The 22,098-nt window shown below is 61.6% G+C and carries 18 protein-coding genes; 12 read left to right on the forward strand and 6 right to left on the reverse strand.

What is annotated here, in order from left to right:
- The first annotated feature begins 239 nt into the window (after positions 1-239).
- The 6 genes from PQQ96_RS19910 (at position 240) to PQQ96_RS19935 (ending at position 7,208) form a co-directional block, all read left to right on the forward strand.
- Positions 240-1,316, forward strand: a complete 1,077-nt coding sequence (locus tag PQQ96_RS19910; protein ID WP_408295405.1) for a LacI family DNA-binding transcriptional regulator — start codon at positions 240-242, stop codon at positions 1,314-1,316.
- Positions 1,317-1,319: 3 nt separating this feature from the next.
- Positions 1,320-2,807: a sugar ABC transporter ATP-binding protein gene (locus PQQ96_RS19915; protein ID WP_408295408.1), complete on the forward strand. Its 1,488-nt coding sequence runs from the start codon at positions 1,320-1,322 to the stop codon at positions 2,805-2,807.
- Complete coding sequence (locus PQQ96_RS19920; RefSeq protein WP_408295411.1) at positions 2,788-3,801, forward strand: ABC transporter permease; 1,014 nt, start codon at positions 2,788-2,790, stop codon at positions 3,799-3,801. The genes PQQ96_RS19915 and PQQ96_RS19920 overlap by 20 nt, the downstream gene beginning before the upstream one ends.
- An 83-nt stretch (positions 3,802-3,884) precedes the next feature.
- On the forward strand, positions 3,885-4,847 hold the full coding sequence (locus PQQ96_RS19925) for a substrate-binding domain-containing protein (RefSeq protein ID WP_408295414.1): 963 nt from the start codon (positions 3,885-3,887) through the stop codon (positions 4,845-4,847).
- Positions 4,848-4,926: 79 nt separating this feature from the next.
- Positions 4,927-5,976, forward strand: coding sequence for a sugar phosphate isomerase/epimerase family protein (locus PQQ96_RS19930; protein ID WP_408295417.1), 1,050 nt, complete (start codon positions 4,927-4,929; stop codon positions 5,974-5,976).
- An 80-nt stretch (positions 5,977-6,056) separates the two neighbouring features.
- The gene (locus tag PQQ96_RS19935) at positions 6,057-7,208 is read left to right on the forward strand and encodes a Gfo/Idh/MocA family protein (RefSeq protein WP_408295419.1); all 1,152 of its coding nucleotides are present in this window, start codon (positions 6,057-6,059) and stop codon (positions 7,206-7,208) included.
- 49 nt (positions 7,209-7,257) lie between these two features.
- Here the strand turns inward: PQQ96_RS19935 and PQQ96_RS19940 are convergent, their stop codons facing one another.
- A complete protein-coding gene (locus PQQ96_RS19940; protein ID WP_408295422.1) occupies positions 7,258-8,346 on the reverse strand; it encodes a molecular chaperone DnaJ in 1,089 nt (362 codons plus the stop codon).
- 41 nt (positions 8,347-8,387) lie between these two features.
- Positions 8,388-8,648, reverse strand: a complete 261-nt coding sequence (locus PQQ96_RS19945; protein WP_408295425.1) for a hypothetical protein — start codon at positions 8,646-8,648, stop codon at positions 8,388-8,390.
- 202 nt (positions 8,649-8,850) lie between these two features.
- Between PQQ96_RS19945 and PQQ96_RS19950 the strand changes: the two genes are divergently transcribed.
- Together PQQ96_RS19950 and PQQ96_RS19955 are read left to right on the forward strand one after the other, a co-directional pair.
- Positions 8,851-9,915, forward strand: coding sequence for a type IV toxin-antitoxin system AbiEi family antitoxin (locus tag PQQ96_RS19950; RefSeq protein ID WP_408295428.1), 1,065 nt, complete (start codon positions 8,851-8,853; stop codon positions 9,913-9,915).
- Positions 9,890-10,783, forward strand: coding sequence for a nucleotidyl transferase AbiEii/AbiGii toxin family protein (locus PQQ96_RS19955; RefSeq protein ID WP_408295431.1), 894 nt, complete (start codon positions 9,890-9,892; stop codon positions 10,781-10,783). The genes PQQ96_RS19950 and PQQ96_RS19955 overlap by 26 nt, the downstream gene beginning before the upstream one ends.
- Before the next feature lie 94 nt (positions 10,784-10,877).
- Here the strand turns inward: PQQ96_RS19955 and PQQ96_RS19960 are convergent, their stop codons facing one another.
- The 4 genes from PQQ96_RS19960 to PQQ96_RS19975 all read right to left on the reverse strand — a co-directional run bounded on the left by PQQ96_RS19960 (position 10,878) and on the right by PQQ96_RS19975 (position 17,724).
- Entirely contained in the window at positions 10,878-14,087 is a 3,210-nt protein-coding gene (locus PQQ96_RS19960) for an efflux RND transporter permease subunit (protein WP_408295433.1), read from the reverse strand.
- Positions 14,088-14,102: 15 nt separating this feature from the next.
- On the reverse strand, positions 14,103-15,299 hold the full coding sequence (locus PQQ96_RS19965) for an efflux RND transporter periplasmic adaptor subunit (RefSeq protein WP_408295436.1): 1,197 nt from the start codon (positions 15,297-15,299) through the stop codon (positions 14,103-14,105).
- A 289-nt stretch (positions 15,300-15,588) separates the two neighbouring features.
- Positions 15,589-16,749 carry an ABC transporter substrate-binding protein gene (locus PQQ96_RS19970; RefSeq protein ID WP_408295439.1) on the reverse strand — a complete coding sequence of 387 codons (1,161 nt, stop codon included), beginning with the start codon at positions 16,747-16,749 and terminating at the stop codon, positions 15,589-15,591.
- Positions 16,750-16,782: 33 nt separating this feature from the next.
- Positions 16,783-17,724 carry a CysB family HTH-type transcriptional regulator gene (locus tag PQQ96_RS19975; protein ID WP_408295442.1) on the reverse strand — a complete coding sequence of 314 codons (942 nt, stop codon included), beginning with the start codon at positions 17,722-17,724 and terminating at the stop codon, positions 16,783-16,785.
- A 218-nt stretch (positions 17,725-17,942) separates the two neighbouring features.
- Here PQQ96_RS19975 and PQQ96_RS19980 point away from each other — a divergent pair, with 218 nt between their 5' ends.
- The 4 genes from PQQ96_RS19980 to cysD all read left to right on the forward strand — a co-directional run bounded on the left by PQQ96_RS19980 (position 17,943) and on the right by cysD (position 22,003).
- Complete coding sequence (locus PQQ96_RS19980) at positions 17,943-19,622, forward strand: nitrite/sulfite reductase (protein WP_408295444.1); 1,680 nt, start codon at positions 17,943-17,945, stop codon at positions 19,620-19,622.
- A gap of 22 nt (positions 19,623-19,644) precedes the next feature.
- On the forward strand, positions 19,645-20,184 hold the full coding sequence (locus PQQ96_RS19985) for a DUF934 domain-containing protein (RefSeq protein ID WP_408295447.1): 540 nt from the start codon (positions 19,645-19,647) through the stop codon (positions 20,182-20,184).
- Complete coding sequence (locus tag PQQ96_RS19990; RefSeq protein ID WP_408295450.1) at positions 20,181-20,927, forward strand: phosphoadenylyl-sulfate reductase; 747 nt, start codon at positions 20,181-20,183, stop codon at positions 20,925-20,927. The genes PQQ96_RS19985 and PQQ96_RS19990 overlap by 4 nt, the downstream gene beginning before the upstream one ends.
- 113 nt (positions 20,928-21,040) lie before the next feature.
- Entirely contained in the window at positions 21,041-22,003 is a 963-nt protein-coding gene (gene cysD / locus PQQ96_RS19995) for a sulfate adenylyltransferase subunit CysD (protein ID WP_054042851.1), read from the forward strand.
- Positions 22,004-22,098 lie beyond the last annotated feature (95 nt).

Here is a 22,098-nt window from a genome sequence, read left to right on the forward strand (position 1 = left end):
TCCGGCGTTGCAACGGGACGTTGCAACGCAGCACGCAGGCCACGGCAGGGTAACTGCGGGATTGTACCAAATGGCGGCGCGAACCGACCCCGCCGCGGGCAGTGCGCTGCTGGGCCGCACCCTGGACGGGGTCGCGCCGCGCCGGCCCGACCCCGTGTTAATCCCTAGCGATCCGTCCTTGCGATTCCCGCTTTCATCGCTCAAAAATGTAATCGATTACATTTTTGAGGCGCATTCACTTGTCCAAGTCGGTGTCCAAACCAGCCCCCGCGACGTCGACGACGACGCGCCCGCCGCCTGAGGGGCAGCCGCCGCGGCCGGTCGAAGGCCTGTCGATTGCCCAGGTGGCGGAGCAGGCGGGCGTCTCGGTGGCGACGGTATCGCGTGTGCTGAACGGCCACGAGAACGTGCGGCCTGCCACGCGCGACAAGGTATTGGCGGCGGTCAACGCCAGCGGCTATCGCGTCAACGAACTTGCGCGCAACCTGCGCACCGCCGAAAGCCGCCTGCTGCTGACGATGGTGCCCGACGTCGGCAACCCCTTCTACGCGGAGATCGTGCGCGGCATCGACAGCGTCGCGCGCCAGCACGGCTATTTCATGCTGCTATGCGACACGGGTGCCGACCCGGGACGCGAGCGCAGCTATTTCGATCTGCTGCGCCGCCGTCGCGCGGATGGCGCGATCTGCCTCGATCCCGCCACCATCCAGCAGGCGCTCGGCGAGGCCTCCAGCGCGTTGCCGTGGGTCGCGTGTTGCGAATTCGATCCGGCGATGGGTGTGCCGTATGTGGGCATCGACAACTATCAGGCGGCGGGCGACGCGGTGCGGCATCTGCTCGCGCGCGGCCATCGGCGCATCGGGCTGATCAATTCGGACGTCGACTATCTGTACGCGCGGCAGCGTCAGCAAGGCTATCTGGACGCATTGACCGAAGCCGGCATCACGCCGGACGAGCGTTGGCGCATGAACCTGAACAGTCTCGACTACGAAGCGGGCGCATCGGCGGCGGCGTTGCTGATGCAACAGCCTGACGCGCCGAGCGCGCTCTTCGCCGTCTCCGACACGCTGGCGATCGGTGTGATCCATGGCTTGCGCAACGTCGGCAAGCGCGTGCCGGACGATGTTGCGGTGGTCGGCTTCGACGATATTTCGCTCGCCGCGCAGATCGATCCACCGCTGACCACCATCGCCCAGCCGATGCGCGAACTCGGCGAAACCGCCGCGCGCCTGCTGCTGCAGCGGCTCGCGAATCCGCTGGCGAACGTGCCGGGCGTGCTGCTGCCGCATCGGCTCGTGATTCGCAGGAGCGCGTGAGTCATGAGCCTCGCCATTCGCTTCGACGATATCCGCAAAGACTTTGGGCCGGTGCGCGTGCTGCACGGCGTGAGCTTTGACCTGGCGCCGGGGCGCATCTACGGTTTGCTCGGCGAAAACGGCGCGGGCAAATCGACGCTGATGAAGATCCTCGCCGGTTATGAAACGGCGACCTCGGGCACCTTGCTGGTCGACGGCCACGCGCAGCAGTTCATCGGGTCTCGCGATGCGGAAACGGCCGGCATCGTGCTGATTCACCAGGAGTTCAATCTCGCCGAGCATCTGACGATCGCGCAGAACATGTATCTCGGCCATGAAAAAAAGCGCGGCTGGTTCGTCGACGATGCCGCAATGCGCGCCGAGGCCGCGCGCTATCTCGCGCAGGTCGGCCTCCAGAAAGCACCGGATACGAAAGTGCGCGAGTTGATCGTCGCCGAAAAGCAGATGGTGGAGATTGCAAAGGCGCTGTCGCGCCGCGCGCGTTTGCTCATCATGGATGAGCCGACCGCCACGCTCACGCCTTCCGAAACCGAACGGCTCTTCACGCTGATGGCGAAGCTGAAAGCCGATGGCGTGACCATCGTCTACATCTCGCACAAACTCGATGAAGTCGAGCGCATCACCGACGAAGTAATCGTGATGCGAGATGGCCGCTTCGTCGCGCGCAGCGAAACCGCGGGACTCGCGCGGCAGCAGATGGCGAATCTGATGGTCGGGCGCGATGTGTCCGATATGTTCCCCGACAAGATCGCCGTGCCTGCCGACGCGCCGATCGCGTTGAAAGTCGATGGTCTCGCCGTACCGGACTGGGTGGAGAACCTGAGCTTCGAGGTGCGCGCCGGCGAAGTGCTGGGCTTTGCGGGACTCGTCGGAGCGGGCCGCACCGAAGCGTTCGAAGCGATCATCGGTCTACGCAAACGCACGGCGGGCCGCATCGATATCGCCGGTCGCCGCGCCGATCTGAAGAGCCCGCGCGACGCCATGCGCCATGGTCTCACCTATCTGAGCGAGGACCGCAAAGGCAAAGGCCTGCATGTGAATCTAAGCCTGCAGGACAACGTCACGCTGATGACGCTCGAACGCTACGCGCATCCGCTGCTCGATATGAAAGCGGGGCGTGCGGCGTTGACGAAAGCCGTGAGCGACTTCGGCATTCGCACGGGCGATCTGTCGAGCCGCGCGCGCATGCTTTCCGGCGGCAATCAGCAGAAGCTCGCGCTCGCCAAGTTCCTGCAGCCCGATCCGAACGTGATCGTGCTCGACGAACCGACTCGCGGCGTCGATGTCGGCGCGAAACGCGACATCTATTTCCTGATCCATCGTCTCGCCGCGCAGGGCCACGCGGTGATCGTCATCTCATCCGAACTGATCGAGCTGATCGGCTTGTGTCACCGCGTCGCCGTAATGCGCGCGGGACGCCTGCAAGCCACGCTCACGCTCGAGCATCTGACCGAAGAGGAGTTGATCGCCCATGCGACCGGCACCCACTGAAGCCGTCCAATCCGGCCGCGCGTTGCGTTTTGCGCATCGTCTGTATGCGCTCGGGCCGCTCGTTGGGCTGATCGTGTTGTGCATCGTCGGCACGCTGCTCAACCGCGATTTCGCGACGCTCGATAACCTGATGAACGTGCTCACGCGCACCTCGTTCATCGGCATCATCGCGGTCGGCATGACCTTCGTGATCATTTCGGGTGGCATCGATCTGTCGGTCGGGTCGATGGCGGCGCTGATCGCGGGCAGCATGATCTGGCTGATGAATGGACTCGCTGCCGGTGTCGGCGGACATACGCTCGCGCCTTTGCTGATTGTGACGCTGGGCATTGTGTTCGCGCTGGTGCTCGGCGGTTTGTTCGGCTGCGCGCACGGGCTGCTGATTACCAAAGGGCGCATCGAGCCGTTCATCGTTACGTTGGGCACGTTGGGGATTTTCCGCGCGGTGCTGACGTGGCTCGCGGATGGCGGCGCGCTGACGTTGGATAACTCGCTGTCCGACTTGTACGGGCCGGTTTACTACGCGAGTCTGTTTGGCGTGCCCGTTCCGATCTGGGTGTTCCTGGTCGTCGCAGCGGGTGGCGCGTTGATCCTCAATCGCACCGCGTTCGGCCGCCACGTGCAAGCGATCGGTTCCAACGAGCAGGTCGCGCGCTACGCGGCGATCCGCGTCGATACCGTGAAGATCATTACGTACGTGTTGCTCGGGATATGTGTCGGCGTGGCGACCGTGCTGTACGTGCCGCGCCTTGGCTCAGCCACGCCGACCACCGGCTTGCTGTGGGAGCTCGAAGCGATTGCATCGGTGGTGGTGGGCGGCACGGCGCTGAAGGGCGGCGAAGGACGCGTGGTCGGTACGGTAATCGGCGCGATCCTGCTTTCGGTGATCGCCAACATTCTGAATCTGACCAGCATCATCAGTGTGTATCTGAATGCGGCGGTGCAGGGCGTCGTGATTATCTTCGTCGCGTTCGTGCAGCGCGGACGGCGGTAGGTAGCAGGCGTTGAGCTTCAAGGGATACAACGGCAAGTTCCAGAATCGGGGCGCGTGAACGCCTCACTAAAGGAGACACAACCATGAAGCAGGTCATTCGAGCGGTCGGCGCCGGCATGCTGGCGTTGGGGATACTGGGCACGGCAAACATTGCGCGCGCCGATGAAAAGGTAATACTGGGCGTCGCGATTCCCACTGCCGACCACGGCTTCACGGGCGGCATCGTCTGGTGGGCGAACAAGGCGAAAGCCGATCTGGAGAAAGCGCATCCCGATCTGAAGGTGATCGTGAAGACCGCGGCTGGCGCGCCCGAACAGGCGAACCAGTTGCAGGATCTGGTGACGGTGAACAAGATCAACGCGCTGGTGATTTTCCCGTATGAGTCGGCTTCGCTCACGCAGCCCGTCGCCCAGGTGAAGAAGAAGGGCGTGTATGTCACCGTGGTGGATCGCGGTTTGACGGATACCAGCGCACAGGATGCCTACGTCGCGGGTGACAACACAGCGTTCGGCAAGATTCCCGCCGAGTATCTGGCGAAAGCACTCGATGGCAAGGGTGACATCGTCGCGTTGCGCGGCATTCCGACCACGCTCGACAACGAACGCTGGACCGCCTTCACGAACGTGATCAAGAACTATCCGAATATGAAGATCCTCGACGCCAAGTACGCGAACTGGAATCGCGACGACGCGTTCAAGGTGATGCAGGACTATCTCACGCGCTTCAAGCATATCGACGCCGTCTGGGCCGCGGACGACGACATGGCCGTGGGCGTTCTCAAGGCGATCGAGCAGGCCAAGCGTTCCGACATCAAGATCGTGTTTGGCGGTGCCGGTTCGAAGGGCATGGTGAAGAACGTGATGGACGGCGCACCGATGATCAAGGCCGACGTGTCGTATTCGCCGAAATTCATCTACGACGCGATCAAGCTCACCGCCGAAGCGCGTCTGAAGGGCGACAAACTGCCGCCGACCACGATCATTCCGTCGGTGCTGATCACGAAGGAAAACGCGCAGCAGTTCTACTTTCCTGACTCGCCGTTCTGATCCTGGGCATCCGGAGCGTGCTTGCCGTGTTTCTATCGCGGAGGCATGACAGGCGCGCCATAGTTCGAGGAACCGTACGATGAAAACCATCAAAGGGCCGGCGATTTTTCTCGCCCAGTTCATGGGTGACGAGGTGCCGTTCGACAACCTCGCGCATCTGGCCGGCTGGGCTGCGAGCCTCGGCTTCAAGGGGATCCAGGTACCGTGCGATACGCGCCTGATCGATCTTGAACAGGCGGCGGCGAGTCAAACCTATTGCGACGAGTTGCGCGAGATCGCGGAAGATGCGGGCGTGACGATCACCGAACTGTCGACGCACTTGCAAGGACAACTCGTCGCGGTGCATCCGGCCTATGACACGTTGTTCGATGGATTTGCCGCGCAGCATGTGCGGGGCAATCCTGCTGCGCGCACGCAGTGGGCGGTTGATCAGATGAAACTGGCGGCCAAGGCGTCGCAACGTTTGGGGTTGAACACCCACGTGTCGTTTTCCGGCGCGCTGGCGTGGCCGTATCTCTATCCGTGGCCGCAGCGTCCGGCAGGCTTGATAGAAACCGCCTTCGAAGAACTCGCGCGCCGCTGGACGCCGATTCTCGATGCGTTCGACGAAGCCGGCGTTGACGTGTGCTATGAACTGCATCCGGGCGAGGACCTGCACGACGGCGTGACCTTCGAGCGCTTTCTGGACGCAGTGAAACAGCACCCGCGCGCGAACATTCTCTACGACCCGAGCCATTTCGTGCTGCAGCAGCTCGATCACCTTGCCTTCATCGATATCTATCACGAACGTATCAAGGCGTTCCATGTGAAGGACGCGGAGTTTCGTCCGAACGGCAAGCAAGGCGTGTATGGCGGCTATAGCGGCTGGGTTGAACGCGCGGGGCGTTTCCGATCCCTTGGCGACGGGCAGATCGATTTCGGCGCGATCTTCTCGAAGATGGCGCAATACGACTTTCCAGGCTGGGCGGTGCTGGAATGGGAGTGTGCGTTAAAGCATCCCCAGGACGGCGCGCGTGAAGGCGCGGAGTTTATTCGCCGGCACATTATTCGCGTGGCCGACCATGCGTTCGATGATTTCGCTGGCAGCGGCGTGGATGCGGCACAGTTAAAGCGGGTGCTTGGCATTTAACGCACATCTGACGGCGAGTTGCCTGCGGGCTAACTGTGAAGCGTGAAGCGGCAGAAGCAGATCGCAAAGGATTGGGGGCGATGCCACAAAGAAGACTCAGACTCGGTATGGTCGGCGGCGGGCAGGGCGCGTTTATCGGCGCGGTGCATCGGATCGCGGCGCGGCTCGACGATCGGTTCGAACTGGTGGCGGGCGCATTGTCGTCCGATCCGCAGCGTGCGCAAGCGAGCGCCGCCGAAGCCGGTATCGCGCGCAGCTACGCAGACTGGCGCGACATGGCGCACGCCGAAGCCGCGCGCGACGACGGTATCGACGCGGTCGCGATCGTTACGCCGAATCATCTGCATGCGCCGGTGGCGACGGCTTTTCTCGAAGCGGGCATCCACGTGGTATGCGACAAGCCGCTGGCGATATCGTTGGCAGAAGGCGAGGCGCTGGCACGACTCGCTCGCGAGAAGAACAAGCTGTTGGCGTTGACGCACACGTATTCCGGTTACCCGTTAGTACGCCATGCCCGCGAGCTTGTCGAGAAAGGCGAGCTTGGCGAAATACGCGTGGTGCAAGTCGAATATGCGCAGGACTGGCTGGCTGAACCGATAGAAACGAGCGGCACGAACAAGCAGGCAGGCTGGCGCACGGATCCATCGTTAGCGGGTCCCGCTGGCTGTCTCGGCGATATCGGCACGCATGCATACCATCTCGCTGCCTTCGTCACGGGGATGACGCCGTCGTCGCTATCCGCCGAATTGCACACGTTCGTGCCGGGACGCCGTATCGACGACCATGTGCAGGCGATGCTGCGCTATCCGAACGGTGCGCGCGGCATGCTGTGGGCGAGCCAGGTGGCGAGCGGCGCGGAGAATGCGCTGCGTCTGCGGGTATATGGGACGAAAGCGAGTCTGGCCTTCGATCAGGAGAATCCGAACGAATTGTGGCTCACGCCGCTAGGCGGAACGGCAGAGCGCCTGACGCGCGGACGTGTGAACGGCGCGTCCGCCGCGCACGCAACGCGCGTGCCGCAGGGGCATCCAGAAGGTTATCTGGAAGCGTTCGCGCAGTTGTACAAAGATGCAGCGTTACAGATCGAAGCGTTGGATGCGGGTCAACCGTTGCCCACCGAAAGCCTGCTACTCACAACGGTCGATGACGGTGTAGCCGGCCTCCGGTTTATTGAGGCCGTGCTGGCAAGTCATGCTGCAGATGGACAGTGGCGCGAGATAGAACCCGGTTGATCGCGGACGCGTGACGCACACGCCCGGCGGCGAAGCGAGCCGTTCAATTTCAACGCCGCCGGATTTTCAACCAGGTCTTGAGCGTGCCGAGGTCCTGGAATTCCACCAGATCGTACTCGAGCGAGTCGATCTGTTCCTGAAGCATAAAAACGTCCTCCGTCAGCCCGTACATGGCCCTCTTGGGCGTGATGGACGCCATCGGGTCGAGCCCGTAGCGCTCCTTGAACGCCATTTCGGCAAACATGATTTCGTCGTCGAGTTCGCCTACCTGCTCCTTCAGTATCTTGTTGTAATGCTTGAGCCGGTCTTCGCTCAGGTTATCGATCGCATTCTGATCGATGTGTTCAAGTTCCAGCTGCAATTCGAGCAAGTGCAGCAGGTTGTTCTTGCTGTAGGCCTCGTTGACGCGTTGCATCAGCGCGGTTTTCCGTTTGCGCTCCTCTGGATCGCTTTCGCGATCGGGGTGCAACGCGCTGGCCAGCTTACGATATACCTCGCGAATCGAGCGGCTTAGTTGTGCCTCTTCTTCCTCGCGGCGTGTCTCGGCGGCCATCTGCTTCGCCGTCTTCTTTTTGGGGGCGCTTTGCGCCTGGCGCGCCTGATGTTGTGCCGCTTGCGCGGCGTCATCCTGTTCGATATGGTCCTGCAGACGATCCAGAACTTCATCGGGTGAGTTCATGTCGATGTCATCCAGTTCGACGCCTAGTACCGTCTCGAGCATCGATTTCATTTCGTCTAACTCGGACGCTCTTTCGTCGTCGTAGTTGGACCCGCTGTGCCGGTTGTACAGCGCTTTCAGCTCGTCGCTATCTGCTTCCCCGAGACACCTGGCCGCCAGATCGACAATCACCGCTGAAAGGGTGCGCCGTTCGGTCTGGGTGATACGTTTCTGGTTGCTCTGCTCGTCGAGAAGGTGCGCCATTTGCGCACGCAAATGCTGCATCTTCTGCGTCAACGGCAGCAATTCATTCACGTATTTTTGCTGGAAAGCCGGCGCGAACTCTTCCCACGCGCGCAAGCTGGCACGCCGCTTTTCGATCTGTTTGATCAGCGTGTTGAACGCTTTCTGGCCCTTCGACAGGGTGGGTTGATTGTGGTCCGGCGCGATGCTGACGGACCTGGCACTTGTCTTGGTCATGGAGCGGATATTTTCGGTCGTCAAATGAGTCGCGGCGTTACCTAGTTGCCCTTACTCTTCTTGAGCTGCGCTTCGAACGCAATATCGAGCTTGCTCGCCTTGCGCGGTTTCGGCGGTCCGAAGCCGTCAACGAATTTGACGAAGTCGTCGAGCGTCAGCGGGTCGGAGACTTTCTTGTCCGTACCACTTGACTTGTCGACCAGGTAAAACAGGCCGCCGGACAGGCTGATCGCGGCGAACAGCGGATTGCCGCTGCGGGTTTTCAGCCGTTCGACGGCATGGATGGCTCGGGTGGTGCGCATGATGGGGGAAACGGCGAATTGAAGGTATGCACTTTAGCAGCAATCCGCCGCGCCGCCTGCCTGTCGGAGGTCGGTGAGCTGTGTCGGCATTGCGCGTGCGGTACCCGCGCAAATTCCCCCGAGTAGCGAGCAGAGGCTTGTACGATTTATTTCATATGTACGATTTTATCGTACATTAATAAAAATCGTACACGAGCAAACCATGCCGCGCCCCGCCAATTCGTTTCTTGAAACGCAGATTCTTGAAGAAGCGTGCGATGCATTCGGACGCTCGACCTGCGTCTACAAGGCGAAGCTGGTTCGCACGCTCGTTCCGTACGGCGGTGCTGCAATCGAATTCAACCTATCCGGCCGGAAATTCGAAATGCCCGTGTTCATCTCAACACGGGCAAGTGCAGTGGATATCGCAAACATTCTTCTCGCGCAAAATCGTCCTCATGCGACGGAACCACGTTTGGTCCAACGCCCGCTCATGCTGGTCGCGCCCCACGTCGGCCCGGAACTCGCCGGCCGTCTGATCGAGCAGAACGTGCCGTTTCTGGACTCGGCGGGCAACGCTTTTCTGAGCGAGCCCGAAGGTATTGTCATGATCAGCGGCCGGCCAAAACCGCAACATTTGCAAAGGCCGCAGACCGGACGTGCCACCACGCGCAAAGGACTGCAGGTGATGTTCGCGATAGCGACGCAGCCTGGCCTCGCCTCGCAACCGTATAGAACTATCGCGCAAGCCTCTGGCGTGGCATTGAGCACGGCGAACCAGGTCATCGACGATCTGCAGGTCCGGGGGCTCGTCGCGCTGAAGAGCAGCGGCAAGCGCATCTTTCCGGACTGGCAGAAATTTGTGTTCGAGTGGAGCAGTCTCTATCAGACCCGCCTGCGATTCAAACTTGGTGCGCGGCGCTTTGCAAGCACGACGCCCGACTGGTGGCGCGTGTTCGACTTTGCAAGTTTCGACGCTCGACTCGGTGGCGAGTCGGCGGCCGATATCCTGACGCATGAATTGAAGGCCGCGAACATCACCCTGTACAGCCGTGCTTCGCTTGGCAGTCAGTTCTTGCTGAGCGCCCGGTTGCGCCCTGATCCACGTGGCGATGTCGAGATTCTTGAATCGTTCTGGCCAGAGTCTCTCGAGCGTGCGTGGGTGACATCTGACCGCCAGCCGCTAGTCCACCCGTTGCTCATCTACGCGGATCTCGTCGCATCAGGCGACAGCCGAAATCTTTCCGTCGCCACGCAAATCTATGAGCAGTACATTACCCAGCCTTAAGGTTGCCGAGGAGCGGCCCGTGCACCCCGTCACCGCTGCGCTGCTTGCCAGGGTCCAGGAGGCCGCGCATCAGCTCGGCGTGAAGTTTGTTGTGGCAGGCGCAACCGCACGGGATCTAGTGCTTTGGCATGTGCACGGCATTCGTGCGGAGCGTGCCACGCGCGATGTCGACGTTGCGGTTTGTGCGGTCAGTTGGGATGCGTATGGTGCCCTGATTGCCGGGCTCGAGCAGACAGGACTCTTCAGGGCGAGCATTAAGGCGCAGCACACCCTGGTTTTTGATGATCCGGACGTCGGTCGGCCGGTACCGTTGGACCTTGTTCCGTTCGGCGATCTCGAGGCCCCTGAAGGGTTGATCACCTGGCCGCCCCGGGGCGACGTTGTGATGAATGTTCTCGGGTTCCGGGAGGCCGTCGATACGTCTGTCGAGATGGACATTGGTGAACGCCTCGTAGTGCCAGTTGTGAGCCTGCCGTGCCTTGCCCTTCTAAAAATTCTTGCATGGCACGACCGGCGTGCCGCCAGGAATACCGACGCATCGGACCTGCTTCTGATTCTTCGCAACTACTGCGACGCGGGCAATACGGATCGCATCTGGGTGGACGGTGCAGACTTGCTTGAGCTGCATGATTTCGATGTCGGTCTTGCGGCGTCGGCGCTGCCAGGCCGCGAATCGCGGCAGATTGCTTCGCGCGTAACGTTCGATGCCGTCTCGGCAATCCTCTCGGACGATGCCGTGTACGACACGCTGAGGCGCGACATGCTGGCCCGTGCCGTCGTTCAGATGCTGGACGACTTCGCCGATGGATCCGACCGGACGTTGTCAGCTTTCCGGAATGCGTTCCTAGGCATATCGGGCAGCGTTTGAGCTTGTCAGGAACGGTGAGCGACTCTCTTCTTGAACAGTACATTGGGAAGTACGGCGAACGCCGGATGCGCGGCGTCCGCGTGATCATTCGCGGCTATTGCTCCAGTTTGAAGGTGCTGGCTGTGCTGAATTTTTTCCGCAGCCAATCCGCCCAGTCCTCCAGCACCGTGTAGACCACCGGCACCACCACCAGCGTCAGAATCGACGACGTAATCACCCCGCCGATCACCGTCTGCCCGAGCGGCCCGCGTTGCTCACCGCCTTCGCCGAGCGCCGCTGCAAGCGGCAGCATGCCGAAGATCATCGCCAGCGTGGTCATCAGAATCGGCCGCAGACGTACGCGCGCCGCTTCGAGCAGCGCTTCACGCCGCTCCATGACGCGGCCCTTGCCGGATGCGTCGAGCAGGGTGCCGCGCCGAGCCTGATTCGCGAAGTCGATCAGCAAAATCGCGTTCTTCGTCACCAGACCCATCAGCATCACGAAGCCGATAATTGAGAACATGTTCAACGTACTGCCGAACAGAAGCAGCGCGATCAGCACGCCGATCAGCGTAAGCGGCAGCGAAGCCATGATCGCGAGCGGCTGCGCAAAGCTCGCGAACTGCGACGCGAGAATCATGTAGATGAAGATCACCGCGAGCGCGAGCGCCTCCACCGCGTACACGAAGGATTCGTTCATGCTCTTGGTCGAGCCTTCGAATCGATAGTGGTAGCCCGCCGGCAGATGCATCGCGTCGAGCGTCTTGGCGACGTCCGAGGCGACTTCGCCAGGCGAGCGGCCATTGACGTTCGCCGACAGCATCACTTCGCGTTGCAGGTCGCGCCGGTTCAACACATCGGGTCCGGTCGTCTTGACGATATCCGCGATCTGCCGCAGCGGCACCAGCACTGGTGCACCGTTCGCGTCGGTGCGGTTGGTTGCGATCATCAGCCTGGCGAGATCGTCGACGTCCTTGCGCTGCGAGCGCGGCAGGCGCACGCTGACATCGTAGTCCTGGTCGTCGGGCGCGCGCCATGTGCTGATGGCATCGCCCGAGAGCAGCGGCCGCAGTGCGGTACCGATATCGGCCACGCCCACGCCGAGGTCGGACGCCAGTTCGCGCTTCACGTTGATTGCGACGATCGGCTTATCCGCCTTCAGACTCGAATCGAGGTCGACCAGACCCGGGATCCTGGCCATCCGTGCCTGAGCCGCATCCGAAAGCCGGCGCAGTTCGTCGATGTTGTCGCCCTGCAAGCTCAACTGGATCGCCTTCGTGCTGCCGGCGCCGTCGGGCATGCCGATTTCGGTGATCGACACACCCGCCACCGAGGCGAGCCGCGCGCGAAATGCGTCGTTCAATTCGACCATGCCGCGCGTGCGGTCGCGCCGGTCTTTCAGGCGCACGGTGATTAGCGCGGTGTTTTTAGCTTGCGTGTTGCCCGAGTTGACCGTCGCGTAACTGAAGCGCACTTCGGGGTAGGTGGCGAGAATCGCCTGTACCTGCTTCACTTTCTCTGAAGTGGCTTCGAGCGAGGCGCCCACCGGCGTGTTCAACCCGATCTGCGTTTCGGAGAAGTCTGCATTCGGCACGAACTCGGTGCCGACGAACGGCACCAGAAACAGGCTGCCGAAGAACGTGGCCGCAGCCACGGCCAAAGTGATTGCGCGATGTTTCAGCGACCAGCCGAGCAGGCGCTGATAGAACGCGGTGAGCTGGTCGATCTGCCTGTCGAACAGATGCAGGGAACGTTCGATGATGCGTCCATAGCGATAGCCTTTGCGGCCGGTGTCCGCGTTGTGCAGATCGGGGTCGGGCCAGATCGAGGACAGCATCGGATCGAGCGTGAACGACACGAACATCGAGATCAGCACGGCGGCGGCCACCGTGATGCCGAACTGATGGAAGAAGCGGCCGATGATGCCGCCCATGAAGCCCACCGGCAAAAATACCGCGACGATCGAAAAGGTGGTCGCCAGCACGGCGAGCGCGATTTCCTTGGTGCCGTCGAGCGCGGCGGTGCGATGGTCCGCGCCGAGTTGGACGTGCCGCACGATGTTCTCGCGCACCACGATCGCGTCGTCGATCAGCAAGCCGACGCATAAGGACAGCGCCATCAGCGTGATCACGTTGATGGTGAAGCCGCACGCGTACATCACCGCGAAGGTGCCGATCAGCGCGATCGGCAGGGTGAGACCGGTAATCACCGTACTGCGCCACGAACCGAGGAACAGGAACACGATCAGCACCGTCAGCAGCGCGCCTTCGAGCAAGGTGCGCTTCACTTCGTTGACGCTTTCTTCGATGTTGATCGACGAGTCGTCGGTAATGTCGAGTTTGACGCCGGGCGGTAGTTGCGGTTGCAGAAGAGCGACGGCGTCACGTACGCCGTGCGCGACATCGACAGTGTTCTCGCCCTGCGCCTTGATGATCGACAGGAACAGCGCGCGCTGGCCGTTGAGCAACGCCATGCTGTCGGGTTCCTGCTGACCGTCCACCACGTCGGCGACCTGATCGAGCGTGACCGGTTGCGTCGCCGATGAAGCAGTCGGAATCGCCGACTGCGCACCGCGCCGCGCGATGATGATGCGTTTGAAGTCGTCCGGTTTCTCGAAGCGGCCTTTGACTTGCACGGTCTGTTCGACATTGCTCGACGTGAGCGGCCCGGCCGGAATCTCCTGATTCTCGTTCTGCACCGCGCGAATCACCTGATCGACGCCGATCGAAAGCGCCTGCAGCTTCTCCGGATTCACGTCGATCTGCACGTGCCGCTTCACGCCGCCCACCAGCGAGACCGAGCCGACGCCACGTACCGTTTCGAGCCGCTTGCGTACGATCTGATCGGCGACGGTAGTGAGATCGCGCGTGGACAACGACGCACCCGGCGCGTTCGAGATAGCCACCGTGATGATCGGCATATCCGACGGGTCATAGCGCAGCACACGCGGGTCCTTTACGCCGTCACGCAGATCGGGGCGGATCAGTGCGATCTTGTCGCGCACGTCCTGGGCGGCTTGCACCGCATCCACCGAAAGATCGAATTGCACGATCACGACCGACTGCGCGTCGTATGAACGCGAGGTGATTTCGTCGATGCCGCTGATCGTGTTGACCGCTTCCTCGATCTTGCGGGTGACGTCCGACTCGACCGATTCCGGCGACGCCCCCGGATACGCGGTCTGCACGACCACGACGGGGAACGCGATGTCCGGGAACTGATCGACCTTGAGCCGCTGATAAGAGAACAGACCGATGACGAGAAGCGCCATCATCATCATCGTGGCGAGCACCGGGTTGCCGATGCTGATGCGGGTGAACCACATAGGCAGGGGCTCCGGTCAGCGCGCGCTAATGGTGCTCGGGGCGCTCGGCACGCTAGCCGCTTGCGGTACAGCCTGGGCGGGCTGAGCGGGCTGCACCACATGTACCGTGCTGCCGATCCGCAATGAGCCGAGATTGTTCTTCACGATCTGCTGGCCAGGCGCCAATGGACCGCCGACGATCTCGGTCCATGTGTCGCCATCTGCATCGCCGGTCGCGCCGGTCTGTACTGGCTGCTCGACCAGCTTGCCATTGGCGAGCGCATAGACGCTGTGGGCCGTGCCGTCCGTACGGATGGCAGTGGCCGGGACGACCAGCACGTTCTGCCGGCTGCCGACCGAGATCGTGCCGGTGCCGAACATGCCGACCCGCAGCGTGCCCGTCGGGTTGGCGACCTGCACATACACCATGATCGAACGGGAGCCGGCTTGCGCGGCCGGGTTGATGCGTGTGATCGCGCCCTGGATGGGGGTGTCGATACCGTCGAAGGCGATCTGGATCGGCTGGCCGATGCGAACGCGCCCGATCTCGCCGACCGGCACCGGCGCTTCCAGTTCGAGTGTGCGTAGATCGACCACGTCGAACAGCTTGGTATCGACGGCAAGTTTCTCGCCCGGTTCAACCGAGCGCGAGGCGATCTGTCCATCGAGCGGCGAGCGCACGACGGTATCGTCCAAAGACAGATTCGACGACGCCAGTGCCGCCTTCGCCGCGTCGAGATTCGCGCGGGCGATCTGATACTGACTTTGAGCGGTGTCGAAGGCGTTTTTCGAAATGAAGCCTTTCTCGACCAGCACGCGGTTGTTGTCGAGCGTCTGTTTGGCGATGTCGAGTTGGCCGGCCATCGCCGCCATCTGGCCGCGGGTCTGTTCGGCGCGGGCAACATAGTCGCGGGCGTCGATCGTCGCGAGGATCTGGCCAGTCTTGACCGAATCGCCTTCACGCACCATCACGCCGAGCGCGGAGCCGGCGACTTTCGATTTGACCGCGGCTTGCGTGACCGCGCGCAGCGAACCGGTTAGCGGCAGCGTTTCAGAGAGCGTGCGGCGGCTGACGGCGGTGAGATCGTCCGGCGCGAATTCGATGACGGAAGAGACTGGATCGGTGGCCGCAGCGGGGGCGCTGCGCTTGCCGATGGCCCGGGCAATCGCGATGGCGAGGATCACGATAACCACGGCGGCGGCGATGATGATGCGTTTTCTGGTTTTTAGCATGCGCGGTCTGACGGACTTCACGAACTGGCGATACGCGGCGGCGGCCTGGTGGTCTCAAGGCGCCCCACGCTCGCACGGAATCGGCAAATTAGCCAGGACTCGCCGTTCACTGCAAGCTGGCCGTCAGCATGTTACACGCAGCTTGCACGACGCGCGCCGCCCGAACGGTGTGCTCGGGCGGCAGGTGTGCATATTGACTAACGGTGACAAACTCAGGCCGACAGATGGTGGCTGTGGGCAGTGGGATGCGCGTGGATGACCGGGACGGAACTCGCCACGCATGACCCGATCACTGACTCAGGTAAACGAACTTGCCGTTCTTGATGATGCCCATCACGCTTGCGCGCTGATCCAGACCCACGTGGTCCTTCGGGCTGGTGTTGACCACACCGTTCGGCACGACCAGCCCATGCGCGTGCTCCAGTTCGTCGCGCAATGCAACGCGGAAAGCCGGCGTGCCCGGCTGCGCCGTCTTCAACGCGCGCGCCACTGCGTCCTGCAAACGCGGATACACGCCTGCTGCATCGCCCGCAAATTGGGTCACGCTTCCCGGGCCGTACTTCGCTTCGTATTCGTTGGTGAACGCGAGCGCCGCCTTCTTCGCCGGATGATCGGCCGGCAGCGTGCGCGCCACCACGACCGGCTGGGTCGGGAAAAGCGTGCCTTCAACGTCCTTGCCGCCCAGCTTGATGAACTCGGGCGTGGCGATGCCGTGCGTCTGATAGATCGGGCCTTTGAAGCCGCGTTCGATCAGGGTGCGCTGCGGCAGCACGGTCGGCGTGCCGGCGCCGGCGATCAGGATCGCGTCGGGCTTGGCGGCCATCAGCTTGAGGATCTGGCCGGTGACGCTGGCGTCGGTGCGGTTATAGCGTTCCGTCGCCACCAACTGGATATGACGCAGGGCCGCGAACTTGCTGAATTCGTTGAGCCAGCTTTCGCCGTAGCCGTCCGCGAAACCGATGAAGCCCACCGTCTTCACGTTATGGTTCGACATGTAGCGCGTCATCACGTCGGCCATCGCGCTGTCGGTCTGCGCCATCTTGTAGGCCCACACCTTCTTGCCTTCCTGCGGCTCGACCACGCTCGCCGAGCCGATCAGCGTGATCATCGGCGTCTGGCTTTCGGCGACCGGATCGAGCGCGGCCATCGCCGCCGGCGTGATATTCGGGCCGACGATCACATCGACGTGGTCTTCATTGATCAGCTTGCGAATGTTGCGCACCGCGTTGCCCGGATCGGAGCCGTCGTCGAGGAAGATGTAGTCGGCTTTCTGGCCGGCGATCGTGGCCGGCCACATCAGCATCGCGTTCTTGCTGGTGATGCCGATCGCGGCCGCAGGGCCGGTGCTCGACAGATCGATGCCGACCTTGATGTCGGCCTGTGCTGCGGTGGCGAGCATGAGCGCGCCAAGAGCGGCGAGGCCGCTGATTTTTTTCTTATACGACGTCATCGAAGGGTCTCCGTAGCGGGAAGCGGGGTGATATCAAAGTTCGTAGGTTTCGTGCTCGCCTTTGAGCGCCTGTTCGATCAGCTTGCGGTTCATGCTCGGCGACAGCAGTTCGACGAGCGTATACACATAGCTGCGCAAATAGGCACCCTGTTTCAGCGCGACTCGCGTCACGTTGCTGCCGAACAGGTGGCCGACCGGCATCGCCCGCAGGTGGCGGTCGCGCTCGGCGTTGAACGCGATGTCCGCCATAATGCCGACGCCCAGGCCCAGTTCGACGTAGGTTTTGATCACGTCAGCGTCGATCGCCTCCAGCACGATGTCCGGATGCAAGCCGCGCAGGCGGAACGCCTCGTTGATCTTGGTGCGGCCGGCGAACGCGTTGTCGTAGGTAATCAGTGGATACTGGCTCAGATCATCCAGTGACAAAAGTTTGCGGTCGAGTAGCGGATGATCCGGTTGCATCACGGCGACGTGGTGCCACTGGAAGCAGGGAAGCGAGACCAGCTCCTTATAGTTAGCGATCGCTTCGGTGGCGATGCAGAGATCGGCCTGATCGTGGATCACCATCTCGGCGACCTGGGTTGGGCTGCCTTGCAGAATTGAAAGGTGAACTTTGGGGAAGCGCTTCTTGAATTCGGCGATGGCGGCCGGAAGTGAGTAGCGTGCCTGGGTGTGGGTGGCGGCGATCACCAGATTGCCCTGATCCTGGGCTGCGTAATCTTTACCGACCCGCTTCAGGCTCTCCACTTCCTGCAGAATCTTCTCAACCGACTGAAGAATGATGCGCCCCGGCTCGGTCAGCGAGCGCACGCGCTTGCCGTGCCGGGTGAAGATTTCGACGCCCAGCTCGTCTTCCAGCTCGATGATCGCCTTGGAGACGCCCGGCTGGCTTGTAAACAGGGCTTTGGCCGCTTCGGTCAGATTGAAATTCTGCCGCACAGCCTCGCGGACGAAGCGGAATTGATGCAGGTTCATATATAACCTCTCCGCATATCAAAAGAATTTTTTAGTCGTTTGAAATATAAGGCGAGTTTATTACGATCTGTCCATCTTTTTCAATATGGATATCTGTATTTGTCATAAGCAAATGAGAGATGGGTCTAAACCCTCATTCGCCTGACCTGACAAACAGAGGTATTCAAGCCGCGGCGGAACCGGACCGCCGTGTGTCACGCAAATTGTGGGGTCCCCAAATGTACCAATACGATCAGTACGACCAGACCATCGTCGATGAGCGGGTCGCGCAATACGCCGATCAGGTTCGCCGCCGCTTGTCGGGCGAATTGAGCGAAGAGGAGTTCCGTCCGCTGCGCCTGCAGAACGGCCTGTACATGCAGCGTCACGCGTACATGCACCGCATCGCGATTCCGTACGGCAACCTGCGCAGCGACCAGATGCGCGTGCTGGCGGAGATCGCGCGTGTGCACGACCGCGGCTACGGCCATTTCTCGACGCGCTCGAACATCCAGTACAACTGGATCCAGCTCGAAGAAACGCCGGAAATCCTGCGTAAGCTCGCGGCCGTCCAGATGCACGGCATCCAGACCTCGGGCAACTGTATCCGTAACATCACGGCCGACCAGTTCGCCGGTGTGGCGCCGGATGAAGTGGTCGATCCGCGTCCCTGGGCAGAAATCCTGCGCCAATGGTCGACGTTCCACCCGGAATTCGCCTGGCTGCCGCGTAAGTTCAAGATCGCCGTGTCGGGTTCGAAGGAAGACCGCGCTGCCGTGCAGATTCACGACATGGGCGTGTATCTGAAGAAGAACGAGCAGGGCGAGCTGGTGGCCGACATCCTGGCCGGCGGCGGCATGGGCCGTACCCCGATCATTGGCGCGATCATCCGTAAAGATCTGCCGTGGCAACACCTGTTGACCTACTGCGAAGCCGTGCTGCGTGTGTATAACCGCTATGGCCGCCGCGACAACATGTACAAGGCGCGTATCAAGATTCTCGTGAAGGCCTTGAGCCCGGAGAAATTCTCGGCGCAGGTCGAAGAAGAATGGCAACACCTGAAGGACGGTCCGTCGACGCTGACGCAAGCGGAAGTCGACCGCGTGTCGCAATACTTCCAGCCGCCTGTGTATGAAAAGCTGGCCGACACGGATGCATCGTTCGAAAAGCATTTGCTGGAAAACCGTGCGTTCGCCCGTTGGGTCGAACGTAACGTGCGTCCGCACAAGGTAGAGGGTTATTCGTCCGTCACGTTGTCGCTGAAGCCGACCACGATTGCCCCGGGTGATGCCACCGACGCGCAGATGGAAGCGGTCGCCGATTGGGCCGACGAATACTCGCTCGGCGAAATCCGTGTGTCGCACGAACAGAACCTGATTCTCGCGAACGTGAAGAAGCGTGACCTGTTCGCGCTGTGGGAAAAGGCTAAGGCGCAAGGTTTCGCGACGCCGAACATCGGTTTGCTGACCGACATCATTGCGTGCCCGGGCGGCGATTTCTGCTCGCTCGCGAATGCGAAGTCGATTCCGATCGCGCTGGCGATTCAGGAACGTTTCAGCGATCTCGACTACGTGTACGACCTCGGCGACGTGTCGTTGAACATCTCGGGCTGTATCAATGCCTGCGGTCACCACCACGTCGGCAACATCGGCATTCTGGGCGTCGATAAGGACGGCTCGGAGTGGTATCAGGTGACGCTCGGCGGCGAGCAGGGTACGGGCGCCACCGGCGCGCATCTCGGCCGTGTGATCGGCCCGTCGTTCTCGGCCGAAGAAATGCCGGACGTGATCAGCAAGGTGATCGATACGTTCGTGGAAAACCGCCACGAAGGCGAACGCTTCGTCGAAACGTACAACCGCATCGGCATGACCCCGTTCAAGGAACGCGTGTACGCCTCGCGTCAACCGGCTCACGCGTAACTGCGAAAAGGATACTGAACAGATGGCTTCTATCATCAAGAACCGCGCGATCGTCAACGATGACTGGACGGTGGTGCGCGCCGCTGAAGACGGCACGCTGCCCGCAGTCGATGCCTTGCCGGCCGGTAAAGTGCTGGTGCCGCTCGCGCTGTGGCAGACTGAGCGCGATGCGCTGATCGCTTCGCGCAGCGCTGCTGAAATCGGCGTGTGGCTCGCGCCGGATAGCGAACCGGCGGATATCGTCGGCGACTTCGACACGATCGCGCTGATCGGCGTGGATTTCCCGGTGTTCCGCGACGGCCGTGGCTATAGCATCGGCCGCCTGTTGCGCGAGCGTTATGGCTACAAGGGCGAACTGCGTGCGATCGGCGACGTGTTGCGCGATCAACTGACGTTCATGTTCCGCTGTGGCTTCGACGCGTATGCACTGCGTGAAGACAAAGACTTCGACGACGCGCTCAAGGCCTTCGACGAATTCAGCTTCAACTATCAGGGCGCCGTGAACTCGTCGCCGCTGTTCCGTCGCCGCGAAGCGGGCGAACTGGCAAAGGTCTCGGCATGAGCGACGTCCAATCGCTCACGCCGGCGCTCGCTGCGAAGGTCGAGCGCCTCGATGCGCTGCTCGACTCGATCGCCGCGCGTCACGCGAACGTGAAGCTCGCCAGCAGCCTCGCAGCGGAAGACATGCTGCTCACGCACGCGATTCTGTCGCGCGGCGTGAAGATCGGCATTTTCTCGCTGAACACGGGCCGTTTGCATGCAGAAACGCTCGGGATGCTTGATCGCGTGAAAGAGCGCTACGGGTATGATATCGAGCAGTTTCATCCGCAATCTGCGGCGGTTGAAGAATATGTCGGTTCGCATGGTCTGAACGCGTTTTACGAAAGCGTCGATCTGCGCAAGCGTTGCTGCGAAATCCGTAAGGTTGAGCCGTTGAACCGCGCGCTGTCGGACGTCAGCGCATGGGTGACAGGGCAGCGCCGCGAGCAGTCGGTGACGCGCGCCGAACTGCACGAGGAAGAGCACGATGCGGCGCGCAATATCGCCAAGTTCAATCCGCTGACGGACTGGACCGAAGCTGACGTGTGGGACTATCTGAAAGCGTTGGACGTGCCGGTCAATCCGCTGCATGCGCGTGGTTACCCGAGCATCGGCTGCGAGCCTTGTACCCGCGCGATCCGTCCCGGTGAAGACAGCCGGGCAGGGCGCTGGTGGTGGGAGTCGCGCGATACGAAGGAATGTGGGCTGCACATCACGACGATTACGCCGATCCCCGTCAGCAGCAGCGAGAACGGTTCGGCATAAAGCATTCAGGCGGTTCAGGCCTTGGTTTTTGGCCTGAACGCCGCACATACCGATTTGAATACTTCCGCGTCGCAGACAACCGCTTGCGACGCGAATCAACGAAGGACCCAAACATGAGCACCACGCTCGATTCCACTGTGAATGCACCGCTTACCAACACGGCGAACCGGATGGATCACCTCGATTGGCTCGAAGCCGAGTCGATTCACATCCTGCGCGAACTGGTCGCCGAATGCAGCAAGCCCGCACTGCTGTTTTCGGGCGGCAAGGATTCGGTCGTGGTGCTGCACCTCGCGCTGAAGGCCTTCGGCATTGGCGCGAATCGCAAGACCGTGCTGCCGTTCCCGCTCGTGCATATCGACACCGGCCACAACTACGACGAAGTGATCGACTTCCGCGATCGCCGCGCGAAAGAGATCGGCGCTGAACTGGTGGTGGGTCACGTCGAAGATTCGATCAAGCGCGGCACTGTGCGGCTGCGCCGCGAACTGGATTCGCGCAACGCTGCGCAAGCCGTGACGCTGCTCGAAACGATCGCGGAACACGAGTACACCGCGTTGATCGGCGGCGCACGTCGCGACGAAGAAAAGGCTCGCGCAAAAGAACGGATCTTCTCGTTCCGCGACGAATTCGGCCAATGGGATCCGAAGGCACAGCGCCCGGAACTGTGGAGCCTGTATAACGCGCGTCTGCATAACGGCGAACATCTGCGTGTGTTCCCGATCTCGAACTGGACCGAACTCGACGTGTGGCAATACATCGCCCGCGAACAACTCGAACTGCCGTCGATCTATTACGCGCATCAACGCGAGATCGTGCGCCGCAACGGCCTGCTCGTGCCGGTCACGCCGCTCACGCCGATGCGTGAAGGCGAGACTAGCGAAACTGCGCTGGTGCGTTTCCGCACTGTGGGCGATATCAGCTGCACGTGCCCGGTGGAAAGCGATGCCGATGATCTCGAGAAGATCATCGCCGAAACGGCCGTGACTGAGATCACGGAGCGCGGCGCGACGCGGATGGACGATCAGGTTTCCGAAGCCGCGATGGAACAGCGTAAGAAGCAAGGTTATTTCTAATACGGGACTGGAGTTAGTGCTTCGCCCTAACTCCGATCGACCGCAACAAGTTGCATGGGATCGGAGTAAGTGCTTTGCGCTAACTCCGATCGACA

The sequence above is a fragment of the Paraburkholderia sediminicola genome, assembly GCF_046027825.1.
GTDB classification, from domain to species: domain Bacteria; phylum Pseudomonadota; class Gammaproteobacteria; order Burkholderiales; family Burkholderiaceae; genus Paraburkholderia; species Paraburkholderia sediminicola_D.